This window comes from Aridibaculum aurantiacum (assembly GCF_017355875.1).
Lineage (GTDB): Bacteria > Bacteroidota > Bacteroidia > Chitinophagales > Chitinophagaceae > Segetibacter > Segetibacter aurantiacus.
This window is the reverse complement of the sequence record NZ_JAFEWC010000003.1, coordinates 5001-20978: the sequence shown is the minus strand read 5'-3', so window position 1 is coordinate 20978 and position 15978 is coordinate 5001. Positions and strand designations below refer to the sequence as shown.

Here is a 15978-nt window from a genome sequence, read left to right as displayed (position 1 = left end):
ACACCATAAAATGAAAAAGGATTCAGCAGTTACTTCTTTTGCCTAAGAGCTTTATAGATCTTAATGGCACACATGAGTAACGCAATGAAAAGGATCAAACCAACGAGTCCCCAAACAACACTCAGGTTTTGCTTTACCACTACCAGCATTACAATTGCTATTAGAAAAATTGTGGCCACTTCATTCCATACACGCAGCTGCTGCGATGAATACTTAAGCAAGCCTTTGGTGTGCTGCAAAAAAATGCGGTGAATCGAATAATGGTAGAGGTACAAACCCAGTACGAAAGCAAGCTTTATCCAAAGCCATGAAGGAACAGATTCGAAGTAACCTAATTCGTACATCACCCAGGGACCAAAGATTAAAGTAAGAATTGCAGAGGGCCATGTGATACCATACCAAAGCCGCTTCATCATTATGCCAAATTGTTCTTGCAATGCATCACGTATAGGCGCTTCTCTTTCCTGCGCTTCTGTGTTGTAAATAAACAATCGCGGCATATAAAATAAGCCGGCGAACCAGGTTACAATAAAGATGATATGGAGCGCTTTTATGTATAACATGTTTTTACAACAACATCAATAGTATGAGCAGCTAAACCAGCAAATTTTTAAATTGTTTTTGTCTCCAGCGTATCCTGCAGCACCATCTTCTCAGAACCTGATTTGATATCAGAAATGTAGTTCTTAAGCGTCTGCACCCATAGCGGGTGTACATTAAGGCATGGTATCATCTGGAAGCTCTCGCCACCTGCATGAAGAAAAGTTTCTTTTCCTTCTTCGGCTATTTCTTCTAAAGTTTCAAGGCAATCGCTGATGAAAGCAGGACATGCAACAAGCAATTTTTTCACGCCTTCTTTTGGCAGCTCTTCAAAACGCACAGCCGTGTAAGGCTTCAGCCATTCTGCCCTACCCAACCGCGATTGAAATGAGTAGGTATATTTCTCTTTAGGAATACCAAGTTTTTCTGCTACCAATTTAGTAGTTGTAAAGCAATGATGCCTGTAGCAATATTTATGTGCTGCAGACGGCACCTCGCAACATGCATACATCTTCAGGCAATGCTTGGCAGTTATATCTCCACTCTTTACATGCGCTTCTGGCACACCATGGTAGCTGAACAATACCTGGTCATAATCCTGCTCCAGGTATGGTCGTATACTTTCTGCCAATGCATTTATGTAATTCTCCTCGTTGTAATAAGGCTTTACAACCGTGAGTTTAAAACCGTAGTTATGCTTTGCATGTACATCTTTTGCATGCTCTACTGCTGTTTCATAACTACTCATAGCGTAGTGAGGGTACATAGGTATTGCTATCACTTCTTCTAACCCTGGCTCCCGCTTCAGCAGGTTATCATATGCAGCTTTCATGGTAGGGTTACCATACCGCATAGCTATCTCCACAGGTTCGTCTACAACTTGCTGCAGTGCCTGTTGCAATTGTTTTGTCAGCACTATCAACGGCGATCCATCTTTGGTCCAAATGCTTTTATATGCCTCTGCTGATTTTGGTGCACGAAATGGTACAATGATGCCACCTACCAGCATCGACCGAAAAACAAAAGGAGAATCAATTACACGAGCATCCATTAAAAACTCCATCAGGTACTTCCGTACATCTTTCACCTCTGTAGAATCAGGCGAACCCAGGTTCATCAATATTATTCCGCGTTTCAATGCTGTAGCCTTTTTTAAAATAATTGAGCAAATGTAACCATCCATTCCCCGAAAAGTTCAATGCTATTCTGCAATAGAAGCTTACCTACTCTTCAAAAAAGAAAACTTATGCGTACATGTACCATGCAAAGCTTTATTAATCAGCAGAAGTACATGTGGGAGCAGTTGTTGCGACGCTCCGTTCAACATACATTTTCCAATTGAGCATTCCTCTCCACCGCTTGATTAAATATTCCTTCTGTTTCTAAAAAATATAAAAGCCGGGAATTACCCCGGCTAAGCAATATGGTTCAACAATATTTCTTACAACTTGAAGTTGTAACCTAGTCGTAGCCCTACAAATGGATTGCTGCGGCTATCGTTCGGCATTCCTCTTCTTATTACATCTTCGTACCTGAGTGAAAGATCGAAGTGGTTGCTTAGAAAATACCCGATGTTACCTGCGTACACAAATCCACCTTGAGATCCACCAGAGCCACCTACTGCTGCAGCGCTATAACCTGCTTGTGGTTCCAGGTAAAAACTACGTGGTCCAAAACGGTAACGGAAACCAGCTTTGAAAGGAATAAGCTGGGTAGCGTGCTGTACTGCAGGATTGCTGTTGTCTCTAGAAAAGTACAGGTAAGATGCCTGGGCTGTAATATCAGTATTTACGCCAACAGGGAAAGCAAATTTGATATCACCACCGCCACCAAAGTCTGTTGTTTTGTCAAGATTGCCAATTGGCTTAGCTGCGGTAACTCCAAAGCTCATCGTAGGTCTTCCAGAAAATGCTACATCTGTTGATCCTGTTCCGGTTGTTGTTGATTGTCCAAAGCTGTAGTTACTACCTATTAAAGCAGCTGCAACTACCATTAGTCTAATTGTGTTTTTCATAATCATACATTTTACTAACCCTTTGTAAAAAAGCATGCCTGAGAAAAAAAGTTGTGGAAAATGAAGCTGATTTTGAAAATGAAGATTTATATTTTAAAGGTCTTTCCGACAGTCAAACAAATTGATTAAGACACTGATTTACAATGTATCAGCTTGTTTAAGAACAAAAGCACCCATTATTCTACATACTGAACTTCCTGCCTTTTTTCTACAATCAAATGCTGAAGGGCGCAAATGTTGAATGGCCAATTCTTGAGTAGGATTGTGTACAAATACTATATATATCCTAAGAATAGAAGATGCTGAACCATTTGTTACGTAGGCAATTAGATGAAATTACAGCGTGTAAATAATAATAATATTTAACAAAAAGCCCCCGGCAAATCTGCCAGGGGCTTTAGCTATAAAAACTGGAATACTTATAACCTGAAGTTGTAACCTAACCTAAATCCAAGGAAATTCAGGTTGGCATTGTTACGGCTAATTCCTTCGTAACGTGCAGATAGATCTAAACTATTAGATATTCTATAGCCAGCTTTTGCCGCGTAAGTAAATCCACCAGTACCGGATGTATTTGAATTAGGAGTACTAATAGAAGTGTAACCTAATTGAGGTTCCAGGTATAAGCCAGGTCCAACAAAGTAGCGAACACCTGCTTTTATTGGAATGGTATTAACGGCAGGATATTTAAATGTTCCTACTTCATCGCCGGAAAAACTGATATAACCTACCGTTAAAGTAAGTGCTGTTCCGGTTCCAACATTGTACCCAAAATCAGCAGTACCACCAATACCGATTTTTTGAGTGTTATTGAAATCACCGGTTGGCACACCTACATCCAGGCCTACACCTAATGTTGTTTGACCTACCTGGGCATAGCTAGCCGTGGTAAATAATGCTGCTGCTACAGTCATGCATGCAAGGATCTTTTTCATATAAAAAGGAGTTTTAGTTGTTGATAATCAAATAAAAATCGTGCCTGCAAAGGCTAAACAAAATACTTCACCAGGCATGATAAAAATGAAAAAGCCCCGCAAAGCGAGGCAAAGAATTTAGATAAATAGATCATCTTCTTTTTGCGGCAATATTGTAAGCTGTACGCAATCCAACATGTGAAAGAGTTACATTTTCTTTGGTAGCCGCTTCGTAACGGAGCCCTACATCCAACATATTGCGAAGTAGAACAACTCCTACACTGCCAACATAAGTGAATGCTCCCTCATTTTGGTAACCCTTCATACTAAATAAAGTATAACCAACTTGCGGTTCCACATAAAATGCGTTAGGAAAACGATAACGGAAACCTGCTTTCAGCGGTATGGCACCAAGGGCTAAAGTCTTCCTGGTTTGTCCAGCGAAACTCTGTTGTGATAGTGGAAGTGTTACTTCTTTACCAGAAAAACGTAAATATCCTGCTGAGACTGTTACATCTCCATATGGTATCACAGGAAAAGCAGTTTTCAAACTTGCGCCCAATCCTATTCCAGCGCCTGTTTTAAGATCACCAGTTGGCAATGCTAATTCTAAACCCGCACTCAGCGATGCACTACCCATTCCAGGTTCCTGTGCATACGATCTATGCATGAGAAAACAAGTTGTTATCAACAAAAAGACGCGTATAGGTTTCATTACTCTGTCCGTTGTATATACCGCTGCTGTACTAAGCAAACTTTCTAGAAGTTTACTTAGCAAAACAAACTGGTAATGCTTTAGAATCCTTTTGTAGCTACACCATCTTCAATGGCTTGTAGTGCTTTTGCTTCACTCATGATAGCAGCCATCTTATTTCCTTTACCATCGTGGCCACTAGCCATATATCCACCCTTGGCTGTTTTAGATATTACTGCTTCATGCATCGGTACATTTTTCTCTTTTGTTTTTAAGCAATAAGCCTTGATCATTTTTGAAGTATCCATTGTTCTGTTTTTGAAAAATTTCTAATAATAAAGTGCACAAGCTACAATTTTTCTGCTAAGGCAATTTTCACCCTGCAATAGCGCTGCAGCAAGAAGTGTTATAAATAAAAAAAGGAAGGCTTTAGACCTTCCTTCTTAGATATGATTATTAGCAAGTACTAAACATCAATTTTAGCGTACTTAGCATGGGTTTCAATAAACTCACGACGTGGTGCTACTTCGTCGCCCATCAGCATGCTAAATATCCTGTCTGCTTCTGCAGCACTTTCTATTGTTACTCTTTTCAACGTACGACGAGCAGGGTCCATAGTGGTTTCCCAAAGCTGGTCAGCATTCATTTCACCAAGACCTTTATATCGCTGAATGGTTACGCTTTCATCTTTTCCGCCACCAAGCTTTTCTACAAGGGCTTTACGTTGCTCTTCATTATAAGCGTAGTCCTGGTCCTTACCTTTCTTTACCAGGTAAAGAGGCGGCTGTGCTATATAAACATATCCTGCTTCTACCAACTCCTTCATATACCTGAAGATGAATGTAAGGATGAGCGTAGCAATGTGACTTCCGTCTACGTCCGCATCCGTCATAATGATGAGCTTGTGATAACGAAGCTTTTGAAGGTTCAATTGCTTAGGATCTTCAGGCGTTCCTACCGTTACACCCAAAGCTGTATACATATTGCGTATCTCCTCATTCTCGTAGATCTTATGCTCCATTGCTTTCTCTACGTTCAAGATTTTACCACGCAATGGCAAAATAGCCTGGAAACTTCTTTCCCTTCCCTGCTTTGCAGTACCACCTGCTGAGTCACCTTCCACCAGGTATAACTCGCATTTTTCAGGATCTCTTTCTGAACAATCTGCAAGTTTACCAGGCAAACCACCGCCACTCATTACCGTTTTACGCTGCACCATTTCGCGGGCCTTTTTTGCCGCCACACGAGCTTGTGCTGCAAGAATGATCTTGCTGATAACGTTCTTAGCTTCCTTTGGATTTTCCTCAAGGTATGCTTCCAAAGCACGCGCTACTGTTGTTTGTACAATACCACTTACTTCACTGTTACCAAGTTTTGTTTTTGTTTGTCCTTCAAATTGTGGCTCGGGTACTTTTACAGAAATGATAGCACTCAATCCTTCCCTGAAGTCATCACCTTCCACAGCTACTTTGGCTTTTTCAAACAAACCTTCTTTATCACCATAAGTTTTAAAAACCCTCGTCAATGCCTGCCTGAAACCAGTAACGTGTGTACCGCCTTCAATTGTATTGATGTTGTTTACGTAGGAGAAAATGTGTTCTTTAAAATCATCGTTATACGTCATTGCCACCTCTACCGCTACATTACTAGCCACATCATGTCCTTCTACAAAAAGCGTATTAGCAATCAATGGAGAACGATGGCCATTTTTGTCAAGCATTTCTACAAACTCAACAATACCACCTTCGCTATAGAAACTTTTAGAATAAGGTTTGCCTTCTTCGTCCAGTTCGCGCATATCGGTGATGTTGATAGCGATCTTCCTGTTTAGGTAAGCAAGCTCTCTTAACCTTCCTTCAAGTATCTCTCTTCTATAAACAGTTTCCTGGAAGATAGAGCCATCAGGCCAGAAGCGTACAGTGGTACCGGTTATATCAGACGTACCTATTTCCCTTACAGGATAGGCAGGGGCACCACAATGATATTCCTGTTCGTAAATCTTTCCGTCCCTATGTACAGTTACATGTAGCGTGGTACTAAGTGCGTTCACACAACTTACACCCACACCATGCAATCCACCACTCACTTTATACGATCCTTTATCGAACTTACCACCAGCGTGTAACACTGTCATTACAACTTCAAGTGCACTACGCTTTTCTTTGGTGTGCATTGCCGTAGGAATACCACGACCATCATCACTTACACTAATGGAGTTATCTTCATGAATGGTTACGTTGATGTTTTTACAGTAGCCAGCAAGTGCTTCGTCTATACTGTTATCTACCACTTCATATACCAGGTGATGCAGACCTTTAATTCCTACATCGCCTATATACATTGCAGGTCTTTTTCGCACAGCTTCCAATCCTTCTAACACCTGGATGCTATCTGCCCCGTAACTCGCATTCTGTACTACTTCGCCGGTTAAAATTTCTTCGTTCATAAATGATTGACAATCCTTCGATTTAATGTTTCTCGGAGGTGCGCAAAACTACGTAAAATATAGGGTTCTTGCTGTTAATGAAACAAGTATTTAGGGCTTCATTGGGTTAATGGTGATAGCCTGTGAATAATGTATGAATACCGCCAGGAATAACTTTATGCAGTCCTGGAAATGTTCAAGAAAAAGTTCTCTGATCAACTATTTTTTCCTCGGTATTAGGAGGATGATTGAAACCCTTATCTACATCCATTTTCTGCATCATGTTGCTAGATTTACCTGTTTCTCTGCATATAAACTGATCTTAACTTATCTTATTTTATGGCTAGAAGCTTAGTTGCCAATTACTTACCAACATTGATTTCCAAGATGGTAGTTTTCTTTTTCAAAAAATATGAAGTATAAATAAAATGTCTATCTTCGTTATTCCACTAATGATCTTTACAGTTTCAATTGTTCTCTGGACGTTTTTAAAGTAAATGTTTCTCTGGTACGTTGTTCGCTGTGTTCATTATGGTTTTTTTTATTTTTTTAAAGTTTTACAAATGAACATTTACGTTGGAAACCTCAGTTGGACAATGACTGAGCAAGATTTAGCCGATCTTTTCACTCCATTCGGCGAGGTAGTATCTTCTAAAATTGTTACTGACAAATTTAACGGCAACCGTAGCAAAGGCTTTGGTTTCGTAGAAATGTCTGATGACGAAGCTGGTCGTACTGCTATCAGCCAGTTAAACGAAAGCGACATCATGGGTCGTAAAATCGTTGTTAACGAATCACAGCCTCGTCCAAAAGACGGTACTGGTGGTGGTGGATTTAAGAAAAGAAGCTTCGGCGGCGACAGCGGCAGCGGCGGCGGATTTAGCCGTGGCGGTGGTGGTCGCAGCGGTGGTGGAAGTGGCTTCAACCGCGGCGGAAACGGCGGCGGCGGTGGTTACAATCGCTACTAATTCTTGCAACAAGAAATCTGTAAAGTCTGGCTCATTGCCGGACTTTTTTTATGCCCATACGTGCAGTGCAGTAACCACGGATAATGATTAATATCATATTTGCTAACAACTGCTGTCATGCTTAATCCTTGCTGCTACATCCACATTTGCTGGACAAAAGAAGTGACATGGGATATAACACTCCTCAGCAACTTGCAGAAGAATTCAGTAAAACTGCAACGGTTAAAGATGCATATACACTGCGAAAACTAGGGGTGTATTCTCTATTGGGAGGCGCTTTCGTAGCACTCGGTGGGCTTTTATCGATTATCACTTCGGGAGGTATGCCTGAAGTGTCTTCAGCAAACCCCGGCATAGCCAAACTGGTGTCAGGAGCAGTTTTCCCCTTGGGGCTTATCCTGGTTTTGCTTGGCGGAGCAGAATTATTTACCAGCGACTGTGCAGTAATGGCTTACAGTTACTTTAATAAACAAACCAAGCTTTATCGATTGCTGCGTATTTGGTTTGTAGCCTATGTTGGCAATTTTGTAGGGGCTTTGATAGTTGCTTATCTTTTTGCTTACCAAACTGAAATACTCTCCGTAGACCCGTGGCTATCTTCTGCAAAAAAAATTGGGCAGTATAAAACTTCACATTCGTTCTCTACCACTTTCATAAAAGGTATAGGTGCCAACTGGCTTGTTTGCCTTGCAGTATGGCTTTCATATTCAGCCAAAGATGTTACAGGAAAAATATTGGCTATGTGGTTCCCAATCATGTGTTTTGTTGCATTTGGATTTGAACACTCTATTGCCAATATGTTCTTTATTCCAACATCTATCCTACTGGGAGCTGACATCACAATGTATGAATTTTTCATTGTGAACCTGTTGCCGGCAACCTTAGGAAATATAGTAGGAGGAGCTTTGTTTTTAGCTATTCCGTACTGGTACATGTTCTCGTACAAAAAACCAGAAATGGAAGAGTTTCTCAATGTACAGTTGAATAGTACAACAACACTCAACATGCCCTTGTCTAAAACACGGCCAATTAAAAGCAAAGCTAACCAACTTGTGAAATCAGATAATTAGGATAATGCCAAGTAGGCGTAAAAAGCACTTGAAAAACATTTACCTATTTTCTTAAGGATTTACAATTGTTTCATCTTCCCAGGACTAGACGAGACCATATGCTACATCGTTTCAACAACTTTATTATAAAACTGACCTGGTCATTACTTGTGCTTTTCATCTTGGATATTACTGATTCATTTGCGCAAGGTTCCAGTGAATACGGTTCAGGCATGAAGTTGAACCTGGATGAAAAAGGCAGCAAGTATATCCGGTTCATTTTCTGGAACCAGATTTGGGCACGCAGCATCAAAAACAATCCCGGAACATTGGTGGGTGGCGAACCTTCTGACAGAACTTTTGACATAGGCGCACGACGCATACGTACCATAGCTTATGCACAGTTATCGCCTCGCTACCTGATCATGGCACATTTTGGCATAAACAACCAGACGTTTACAAATGGTGGTGGCACAGTTTCAGCGGGTACAGGAGCAAATGGTGCAGGCAAGAAGCCGCAGATTTTTTACCATGATGTTTGGAATGAATATGCAATTATTCCTTCTAAGAATGCAGTAACAGGCAAAGCAAATAAAGCCTCTTTGTATGCTGGTGCTGGCTTGCATTATTGGAATGGCATTTCACGACTTACTTCTGCAAGTACTTTAAACTTTTTATTGATAGATGCACCATTGTTCAATTGGCCTACACTGGAGATCTCTGATCAGTTTGTGCGGCAGTTTGGGTTCTATGCAAAAGGTCATGCAGGAAAATTGCATTACCGGTTCAACGTAAATAAACCTTTTGCCACCAATACAGCTCCCGTTGCTGCTGGAGTAGCAGTAGATAATAATGGTGATCCTAAACCGGCTGTAGGCGGCTATGTAGACTACCAGTTTCTTGACCAGGAAAATGAAGTGTTACCTTTTAGAGTAGGCACATACGCAGGCACCAAAAAAGTTTTAAATATAGGTGCCGGCTTTTATCGCACCAAAGATGGAACAAAAAGTATTATTGCTGAAAACACCATTCAAAAACATGACATCAACATCCAGGCTGTAGATGTATTTGCAGATCTTCCTTTTGGTTCTAAAGAGAAAAACATGGCAATAACTGCAAGTAGCACTTTATATAAATATGACTTTGGCCCCAACTACACGAGGACTATAGGATTAATGAATACAGGTATTGTTGATCCATCTTTTACAGGTAAAAGAGTGCAGGAAGGTGCTGGCAATGCAAGGTTCTTATTAGGAACAGGGAAAATCTGGTATACACAAGCAGGTATTATGTTGCCTAAAAATATTTCTTCTAAAGTTCGCTTTCAACCCGTAGCAGCATACACACTTAAAGACCTGGAAGCATTGGAAGAACTGGGACATTATTACGATATAGGTTCCAACTTCTACATTGATGGACATAATGCCAAAATAACTTTGCAGTATTCGAGCAGGCCACTTTACCACAACAAAAAAGTATTCACCCGCGCTGGAGAATGGCAGATGCAATTCCAGATCTACTTATAAGAATTCTTACAACGCACATGTGAAGCCGCACTCAATGATGCGGCTTTTGTTGTTAGTTAATGACATGCCTGGTATCATTTCTTCCGCTATCTACTATCATCAGTAGCATTGATGTGTATCATACATATTAGATTATAATACAACTACGTTTACATCGAGTAAATAAGCTATTCGATCTTCATTCTCGCACACCTGAAGCTTATTTTCTTGTCGCTAAAAAGATGCGCATCCGGTTTCATTTCCAGGTAACTCTTTGCGCATCCAGGGAACAATCGTATTTAATAAACTCTCAAGGAAGCATTATGAAAGTAACAAACGCAAAACAGCTTGAACAGCGGATCAAGCAAGTGAGGGAAGCGCAGAAGTGCTACTCCACTTATTCTCAAGAAGAGGTAGATGAAATTTTTCGCCAGGCCGCAATAGCCGCTAATAACGGAAGGATACAACTTGCAAAAATGGCCGTAGAAGAAACAGGTATGGGCCTGGTGGAAGACAAGGTGATCAAGAACCACTTTTCATCTGAGTACATCTACAACCAATATAAAGACGAAAAGACGTGCGGTGTGATAGAAACTGACGAAGCTTTTGGTATCACAAAAATTGCTGAACCTATTGGTGTGATTGCAGCAGTTATCCCAACTACCAATCCTACATCCACCGCTATTTTCAAGGCTCTTATTGCTTTAAAAACGCGCAATGGTATCATCTTTTCTCCTCACCCACGAGCTAAAAATTCAACCATCGCTGCGGCTACCATAATACTGGAGGCAGCTGTAAAAGCAGGTGCTCCCGAAGGCATCATTGCGTGGATAGATGAACCATCTGTAGAGCTATCGCAAATTGTAATGGCGCAGTCTGATCTTACATTGGCTACCGGGGGTCCGGGTATGGTGAAAGCAGCATACTCCAGCGGCAAACCAGCTATTGGAGTGGGCGCAGGAAACACACCAGCTATCATAGATGAAACCGCTCACCTAAAAATGGCGGTCAACTCTATCCTTCTTTCCAAAACTTTTGATAACGGCGTTATCTGCGCATCAGAACAATCAGTGATTGTTTTGGATGAGGTTTACGAAGAAGTGAAGCATGAATTTCTTGATCGCGGAGCTTATATTCTGCAAGGCGAAGAGACAGATAAAGTACGTGCAGTAATTCTTATCAATGGCGCTCTTAATGCGAATATAGTAGGACAACCTGCAGCTAAAATAGCCGCTCTTGCTGGTATTACCGTTCCTGAGAATACTAAAATTCTAATAGGTGAAGTAGAGTCTGTAGAACTGGATGAACCATTTAGCCACGAAAAACTTTCTCCATTACTAGCCATGTATCGTGCTAAAGATTTTGATGAAGCTTTACAAAAAGCAGTACGCCTGGTAGAACTTGGCGGCTTTGGCCACACATCAGTTTTGTATACAGACCAGGTAAAATCAAAAGATCGCATCCAGCAATTTGGCGCAGCAATGAAGACCGGTCGTACCATTATTAATATGCCTTCTTCACAAGGTGCCATCGGCGATATCTACAACTTTAAGTTAGCTCCATCGCTCACGCTGGGCTGCGGCTCATGGGGTGGTAATTCCGTTTCAGAAAACGTAGGCGTAAAACATCTATTAAACATCAAGAGTGTGGCAAACCGCAGAGAAAATATGCTATGGTTCAGGGTACCTGAAAAGATCTATTTCAAGTATGGCTGTATGCCCGTGGCCCTTCGCGAACTAAAAGAACTAGGCAAGAAAAAAGCATTCATTGTTACAGATAAAGTACTGTATAATTTAGGTCTGATAGATCCTGTGATAAAAGTGCTTGAAGAGATAGATGTAGACTTCAAAATATTCTTTGATGTAGAACCTGATCCTACCTTGGCTACTGCCCGCAAAGGAGCAGAAGAAATGAAGAGTTTTGAACCAGACACCATCATTGCTTTAGGCGGCGGTTCACCAATGGATGCAGCCAAGATCATGTGGGTTTTATTTGAACATCCTGAAGTACGTTTCGAAGACCTAGCTATGCGATTTATGGATATCCGCAAACGTGTATATGCATTTCCTAAAATGGGTGCAAAGGCCAATTTCGTAGCCATCCCTACAACAGCTGGCACAGGTTCTGAGGTTACACCATTTGCTGTTATCACCGATGAAAAAACAGGCATAAAATATCCTCTTGCTGATTATGAACTAACGCCCGACATGGCCATTGTAGATGCTGAACTCATGATGAATATGCCGAAAGGTCTTACATCGGCTTCGGGTATAGATGGACTTACACACGCACTGGAAGCTTATGTTTCTGTGCTTGCTTCTGAGTATACAAATGGCCTCGCGCTTGAAGCCATCAGGCTCATCTTCAAATACCTGCCTGACGCTTACAATGAAGGCACAACCAACATCAAGGCGCGTGAAAAGATGGCGCATGCTACTACCGTTGCAGGCATGGCCTTCGCCAATGCATTTCTTGGTATCTGTCACTCGCTGGCGCACAAGTTAGGTGCTACCCATCACGTTCCGCATGGTGTGGCCAATGGACTGCTTATCACCGAGGTAATCAGGTTCAATGCGGTTGATAATCCTAGGAAGCAGACTGCTTTCCCGCAATACAAGTATCCTAATGCAAAATGGAGATATGCTCGCATAGCCGACTACCTGCAACTGGGAGGAACCACCGACGAAGAGAAAGTTAAAAAGCTTGTAGCAGCCATCGAACAACTAAAGGCTAAAGTGGGAATACCAGCTTCCATAAGGGAGTATGGCATCACTGAAAAAGCCTTTTATTCCACCATTGACAGTATGTCCGAACAGGCATTCGACGACCAGTGCACAGGTGCAAATCCACGCTACCCACTTATCAGCGAGCTAAAGCAACTGTATATAAATGCATACGAAGGTCAAACACGTGTACGGCGTGTGCAGGCCTTGCAGGAACAACCAGTTCTAGAACTGGAAGAAGAAGCAGTTTAAAATTTGGAAGGCCGGCAATAGCTGGCCTTTCTTCTTTTTCTTTATAAAATCCTTCAGCTTAGCCACACCTACAAGCTTTGTTTACAGGGCACACGTTCAGTATGCGCAGCATAGTGTAATGACATTTCAAATCTTTCCACAATAGGTAGGTATTGTCAATGTTTTTTTGCCGAAGGTTAATGCTATACCTTTAGGCATCACTCCTACTATGCAAGCCATTTCATCACCTATAGCCGGATGTATGCGCTGGGGAAGCTGGGGCTCCAACTTCAGCACCTACGATTACCAGCAAATGATAGAGAGCTGCCTCCAGGCAGGCATTCATTCCTTTGACCATGCTGACATCTATGGTCATTATACTACTGAAGCTGAGTTTGGTGCCGTTATTAAATCCTCGCCTGCTATTCGGGAAAACATCAAGATCATTACAAAGTGCGGTATCAAGTTAGTTGCTCCTACCAGGGCCGGACATATCATCAAGTCGTACGATACAAGCTACCACCACATTATTGCTTCGGTAAATCAGTCACTTGAAAACTTCCATACAGATTATATTGATGTCCTACTCATCCATCGTCCCGACCCGTTGCTCAATCCTTCTGAAGTAGCACGTGCAGTACACGATTTAAAAAAGGCGGGCAAGATCCTGCAGTTCGGTGTCTCTAATTTCTTACCTCACCAGGTAAATATGCTCCAAAAATTTATCACCTTAGAATATAACCAGGTTGAGATCTCAATTATGCAAATGGCTGCGTTGCATAATGGCGTTCTAGAAAATTGTCTTGAACACGGTATCATTCCTATGGCTTGGGCACCATTGGGTGGCGGACTGATAACGGATGACCTGGATGAAAAAAATATAAGGATTGCCTCCGCCGCTAAGTTGGTAGCCGAAAAGTACAACACTGGCATCAACCAGGTATTGATAGCCTGGCTTCATACACATCCTGCACGCATTATTCCCGTTGTTGGTTCCACCAAGATTGAAAGGCTACAACAAGCTAAAGAGGCAGAAGACCTCCAGCTAACAAGGGAGGAATGGTTTATATTATGGAGAGCCGCTACCGGAGACGATGTGCCTTAGTACATGAAGATTTTTTTGTTACCAGCATCACCGCTCTTGTCAGCATTGTTGCGTCGCACACTTCAGCAGCAAACAATAGATTGGACGATGAAGCTGATCACTGACTAGTTTATTTGTTCTTAGCAAGCGAACTTTGGAATACTCAGCCCGCCTGAGGTTTATATTTCCGGTTTTACTTTTTGACTTTTTACTTTTGACTTTATACTTAAAGTACAGGAATAAAAAAACCCTTACAGAATAAACTGTAAGGGTTAAAATAAATATGGCAGCTACCTACTCTCCCGGTTGGAATACCAGTACCATCGGCCATGGCGGGCTTAACTTCTCTGTTCGGTATGGGAAGAGGTGAACACCGCCGGCAAAACCACCATAAATCGGTAAATAAGTTGATCGGTTGATCAGTTGGCTGGTTGACGGGTGTTACCTATCAACTATTCAACTTGTCAACTACTCAACCTACAATAATGTACATATTGGGAAGTTGTAATAACCAGAATAAAAAAAAATTAAAGCTTACGGGCAATTAGTACTACTCGGCTTTGATGTTACCACCTTTACACCTGTAGCCTATCAACGTCGTAGTCTCCGACGACCCTTAAAAGTAAACTCATCTTAAGGAAGGTTTCACGCTTAGATGCTTTCAGCGTTTATCCTGTCCGTACATAGCTACTCGGCACTGCACCTGGCGGCACAACCGATACACCAGCGGTACGTACGACCCGGTCCTCTCGTACTAAGGTCATGTCCTCTCAATTTACTAGCGCCCATCACAGATAGGGACCGAACTGTCTTGCGACGTTCTGAACCCAGTTCACGTGCCACTTTAATCGGCGAACAGCCGAACCCTTGGGACCTTCTCCAGCCCCAGGATGTGACGAACCGACATCGAGGTGCCAAACCTCCCCGTCGATATGAGCTCTTGGGGGAGATCAGCCTGTTATCCCCAGAGTACCTTTTATCCTTTGAGCGATGGCCCTTCCATACAGAACCACCGGATCACTTTAGCCGTGTTTCCACCCTGCTCGGCTTGTTTGCCTCACAGTCAAGCACCCTTTTACTAATGCGCTCTGCGTACGATTACCAACCGTACTGAGGGTACCTTTGCAAGCCTCCGTTACTTTTTAGGAGGCGACCACCCCAGTCAAACTACCCACCATGCAATGTCTCCCGAATGGGGATTAGACCCTAAGTAAACAAAGGTTGGTATTTCAACGACCGCTCCACGATGGCTGGCGCCACCGCTTCATAGCGTCCCAACTATGCTACACATTGTTTACTCAAGATCAATGCAAAGTTGTAGTGAAGGTTCATGGGGTCTTTCCGTCCCGTGACGGGTAACCGGCATCTTCACCGATACTACAATTTCACCGGGCTCGCGGAGGAGACAGTGTTCAACTCATTAGACCATTCGTGCAGGTCGGAACTTACCCGACAAGGAATTTCGCTACCTTAGGACCGTTATAGTTACGGCCGCCGTTTACTGGGGCTTCAGTCAGGAGCTTTGGGGTTACCCCCGAACACCCTTCCTTAACCTTCCAGCACCGGGCAGGTATCAGGCTCTATACGTCAACTTACGTTTTTGCAGGGCCCTGTGTTTTTGTTAAACAGTTGGTTGAACCAATTTACTGAGACCACATCGCTGTGGTACGCTTTATCCCGAAGTTACAGCGTCAATTTGCCTAGTTCCTTCTCCGCGGCTCACCCGAGCGCCTTAGAATACTCATCTCGACTACCTGTGTCGGTTTACGGTACGGGCCGCTTTAGCCTAGCCTTAGAAGATTTTCTCGGAGGTCTGATTAGGGACATTATC

At 42.4% G+C, this 15978-nt stretch carries 12 protein-coding genes and 2 rRNA genes (1 of these 14 cut by a window edge); 5 read left to right on the top strand and 9 right to left on the bottom strand.

All coding sequences use genetic code 11. The annotated features are described in order from the left end of the window. Positions 1 to 29 precede the first annotated feature (29 nt). The 7 genes from J4N22_RS13960 to gyrB all read right to left on the bottom strand — a co-directional run bounded on the left by J4N22_RS13960 (position 30) and on the right by gyrB (position 6608). The gene (locus tag J4N22_RS13960) at positions 30 to 563 is read right to left on the bottom strand and encodes a CopD family protein (protein WP_207495551.1); all 534 of its coding nucleotides are present in this window, start codon (positions 561 to 563) and stop codon (positions 30 to 32) included. Between the two features lie 47 nt (positions 564 to 610). After that, positions 611 to 1678 carry a ferrochelatase gene (gene hemH, locus J4N22_RS13955; protein ID WP_242692234.1) on the bottom strand — a complete coding sequence of 356 codons (1068 nt, stop codon included), beginning with the start codon at positions 1676 to 1678 and terminating at the stop codon, positions 611 to 613. A gap of 303 nt (positions 1679 to 1981) precedes the next feature. Then, positions 1982 to 2554 carry an outer membrane beta-barrel protein gene (locus J4N22_RS13950; RefSeq protein WP_207495547.1) on the bottom strand — a complete coding sequence of 191 codons (573 nt, stop codon included), beginning with the start codon at positions 2552 to 2554 and terminating at the stop codon, positions 1982 to 1984. A gap of 419 nt (positions 2555 to 2973) precedes the next feature. Then, complete coding sequence (locus J4N22_RS13945; RefSeq protein ID WP_207495545.1) at positions 2974 to 3489, bottom strand: outer membrane beta-barrel protein; 516 nt, start codon at positions 3487 to 3489, stop codon at positions 2974 to 2976. 130 nt (positions 3490 to 3619) lie between these two features. Beyond that, a complete protein-coding gene (locus J4N22_RS13940; RefSeq protein WP_207495544.1) occupies positions 3620 to 4138 on the bottom strand; it encodes a hypothetical protein in 519 nt (172 codons plus the stop codon). A gap of 125 nt (positions 4139 to 4263) precedes the next feature. Further along, on the bottom strand, positions 4264 to 4470 hold the full coding sequence (locus tag J4N22_RS13935; protein ID WP_207495542.1) for a hypothetical protein: 207 nt from the start codon (positions 4468 to 4470) through the stop codon (positions 4264 to 4266). Positions 4471 to 4628: 158 nt separating this feature from the next. After that, complete coding sequence (gene gyrB / locus J4N22_RS13930) at positions 4629 to 6608, bottom strand: DNA topoisomerase (ATP-hydrolyzing) subunit B (protein ID WP_207495540.1); 1980 nt, start codon at positions 6606 to 6608, stop codon at positions 4629 to 4631. A 542-nt stretch (positions 6609 to 7150) separates the two neighbouring features. Here gyrB and J4N22_RS13925 point away from each other — a divergent pair. From J4N22_RS13925 to J4N22_RS13905, 5 genes are all read left to right on the top strand, one after another. Then, on the top strand, positions 7151 to 7555 hold the full coding sequence (locus J4N22_RS13925; RefSeq protein ID WP_207495538.1) for an RNA recognition motif domain-containing protein: 405 nt from the start codon (positions 7151 to 7153) through the stop codon (positions 7553 to 7555). A gap of 167 nt (positions 7556 to 7722) precedes the next feature. Further along, positions 7723 to 8625: a formate/nitrite transporter family protein gene (locus J4N22_RS13920; RefSeq protein ID WP_207495536.1), complete on the top strand. Its 903-nt coding sequence runs from the start codon at positions 7723 to 7725 to the stop codon at positions 8623 to 8625. A gap of 212 nt (positions 8626 to 8837) precedes the next feature. Then, positions 8838 to 10130 (top strand): hypothetical protein, encoded by a 1293-nt coding sequence (locus tag J4N22_RS13915; RefSeq protein ID WP_207495534.1) that lies wholly within the window; start codon positions 8838 to 8840, stop codon positions 10128 to 10130. Positions 10131 to 10432: 302 nt separating this feature from the next. Further along, positions 10433 to 13084 carry a bifunctional acetaldehyde-CoA/alcohol dehydrogenase gene (gene adhE, locus J4N22_RS13910; RefSeq protein ID WP_207495533.1) on the top strand — a complete coding sequence of 884 codons (2652 nt, stop codon included), beginning with the start codon at positions 10433 to 10435 and terminating at the stop codon, positions 13082 to 13084. A gap of 208 nt (positions 13085 to 13292) precedes the next feature. Continuing rightward, a complete protein-coding gene (locus J4N22_RS13905; RefSeq protein ID WP_207495532.1) occupies positions 13293 to 14168 on the top strand; it encodes an aldo/keto reductase in 876 nt (291 codons plus the stop codon). A 260-nt stretch (positions 14169 to 14428) separates the two neighbouring features. On the opposite strand, the gene rrf is transcribed toward J4N22_RS13905, so the two are convergent. Both rrf and J4N22_RS13895 read right to left on the bottom strand, forming a co-directional pair. Then, a 5S ribosomal RNA gene (gene rrf, locus J4N22_RS13900) occupies positions 14429 to 14540 on the bottom strand. A 131-nt stretch (positions 14541 to 14671) separates the two neighbouring features. Then, positions 14672 to 15978: ribosomal RNA gene (locus J4N22_RS13895) — 23S ribosomal RNA — on the bottom strand; it runs 1577 nt beyond the window's last position.

What these genes read in the sequence shown, in the direction of transcription:
- J4N22_RS13960 (WP_207495551.1), bottom strand. Translation starts at nt 563, where the DNA reads ATGTTATACATAAAAGCGCTCCATATCATCTTTATTGTAACCTGGTTC.
- J4N22_RS13950 (WP_207495547.1), bottom strand. Translation starts at nt 2,554, where the DNA reads ATGAAAAACACAATTAGACTAATGGTAGTTGCAGCTGCTTTAATAGGT.
- J4N22_RS13945 (WP_207495545.1), bottom strand. Translation starts at nt 3,489, where the DNA reads ATGAAAAAGATCCTTGCATGCATGACTGTAGCAGCAGCATTATTTACC.
- J4N22_RS13940 (WP_207495544.1), bottom strand. Translation starts at nt 4,138, where the DNA reads ATGCATAGATCGTATGCACAGGAACCTGGAATGGGTAGTGCATCGCTG.
- J4N22_RS13935 (WP_207495542.1), bottom strand. Translation starts at nt 4,470, where the DNA reads ATGGATACTTCAAAAATGATCAAGGCTTATTGCTTAAAAACAAAAGAG.
- gyrB (WP_207495540.1), bottom strand. Translation starts at nt 6,608, where the DNA reads ATGAACGAAGAAATTTTAACCGGCGAAGTAGTACAGAATGCGAGTTAC.
- J4N22_RS13925 (WP_207495538.1), top strand. Translation starts at nt 7,151, where the DNA reads ATGAACATTTACGTTGGAAACCTCAGTTGGACAATGACTGAGCAAGAT.
- J4N22_RS13920 (WP_207495536.1), top strand. Translation starts at nt 7,723, where the DNA reads ATGGGATATAACACTCCTCAGCAACTTGCAGAAGAATTCAGTAAAACT.
- J4N22_RS13915 (WP_207495534.1), top strand. Translation starts at nt 8,838, where the DNA reads ATGAAGTTGAACCTGGATGAAAAAGGCAGCAAGTATATCCGGTTCATT.
- adhE (WP_207495533.1), top strand. Translation starts at nt 10,433, where the DNA reads ATGAAAGTAACAAACGCAAAACAGCTTGAACAGCGGATCAAGCAAGTG.
- J4N22_RS13905 (WP_207495532.1), top strand. Translation starts at nt 13,293, where the DNA reads ATGCAAGCCATTTCATCACCTATAGCCGGATGTATGCGCTGGGGAAGC.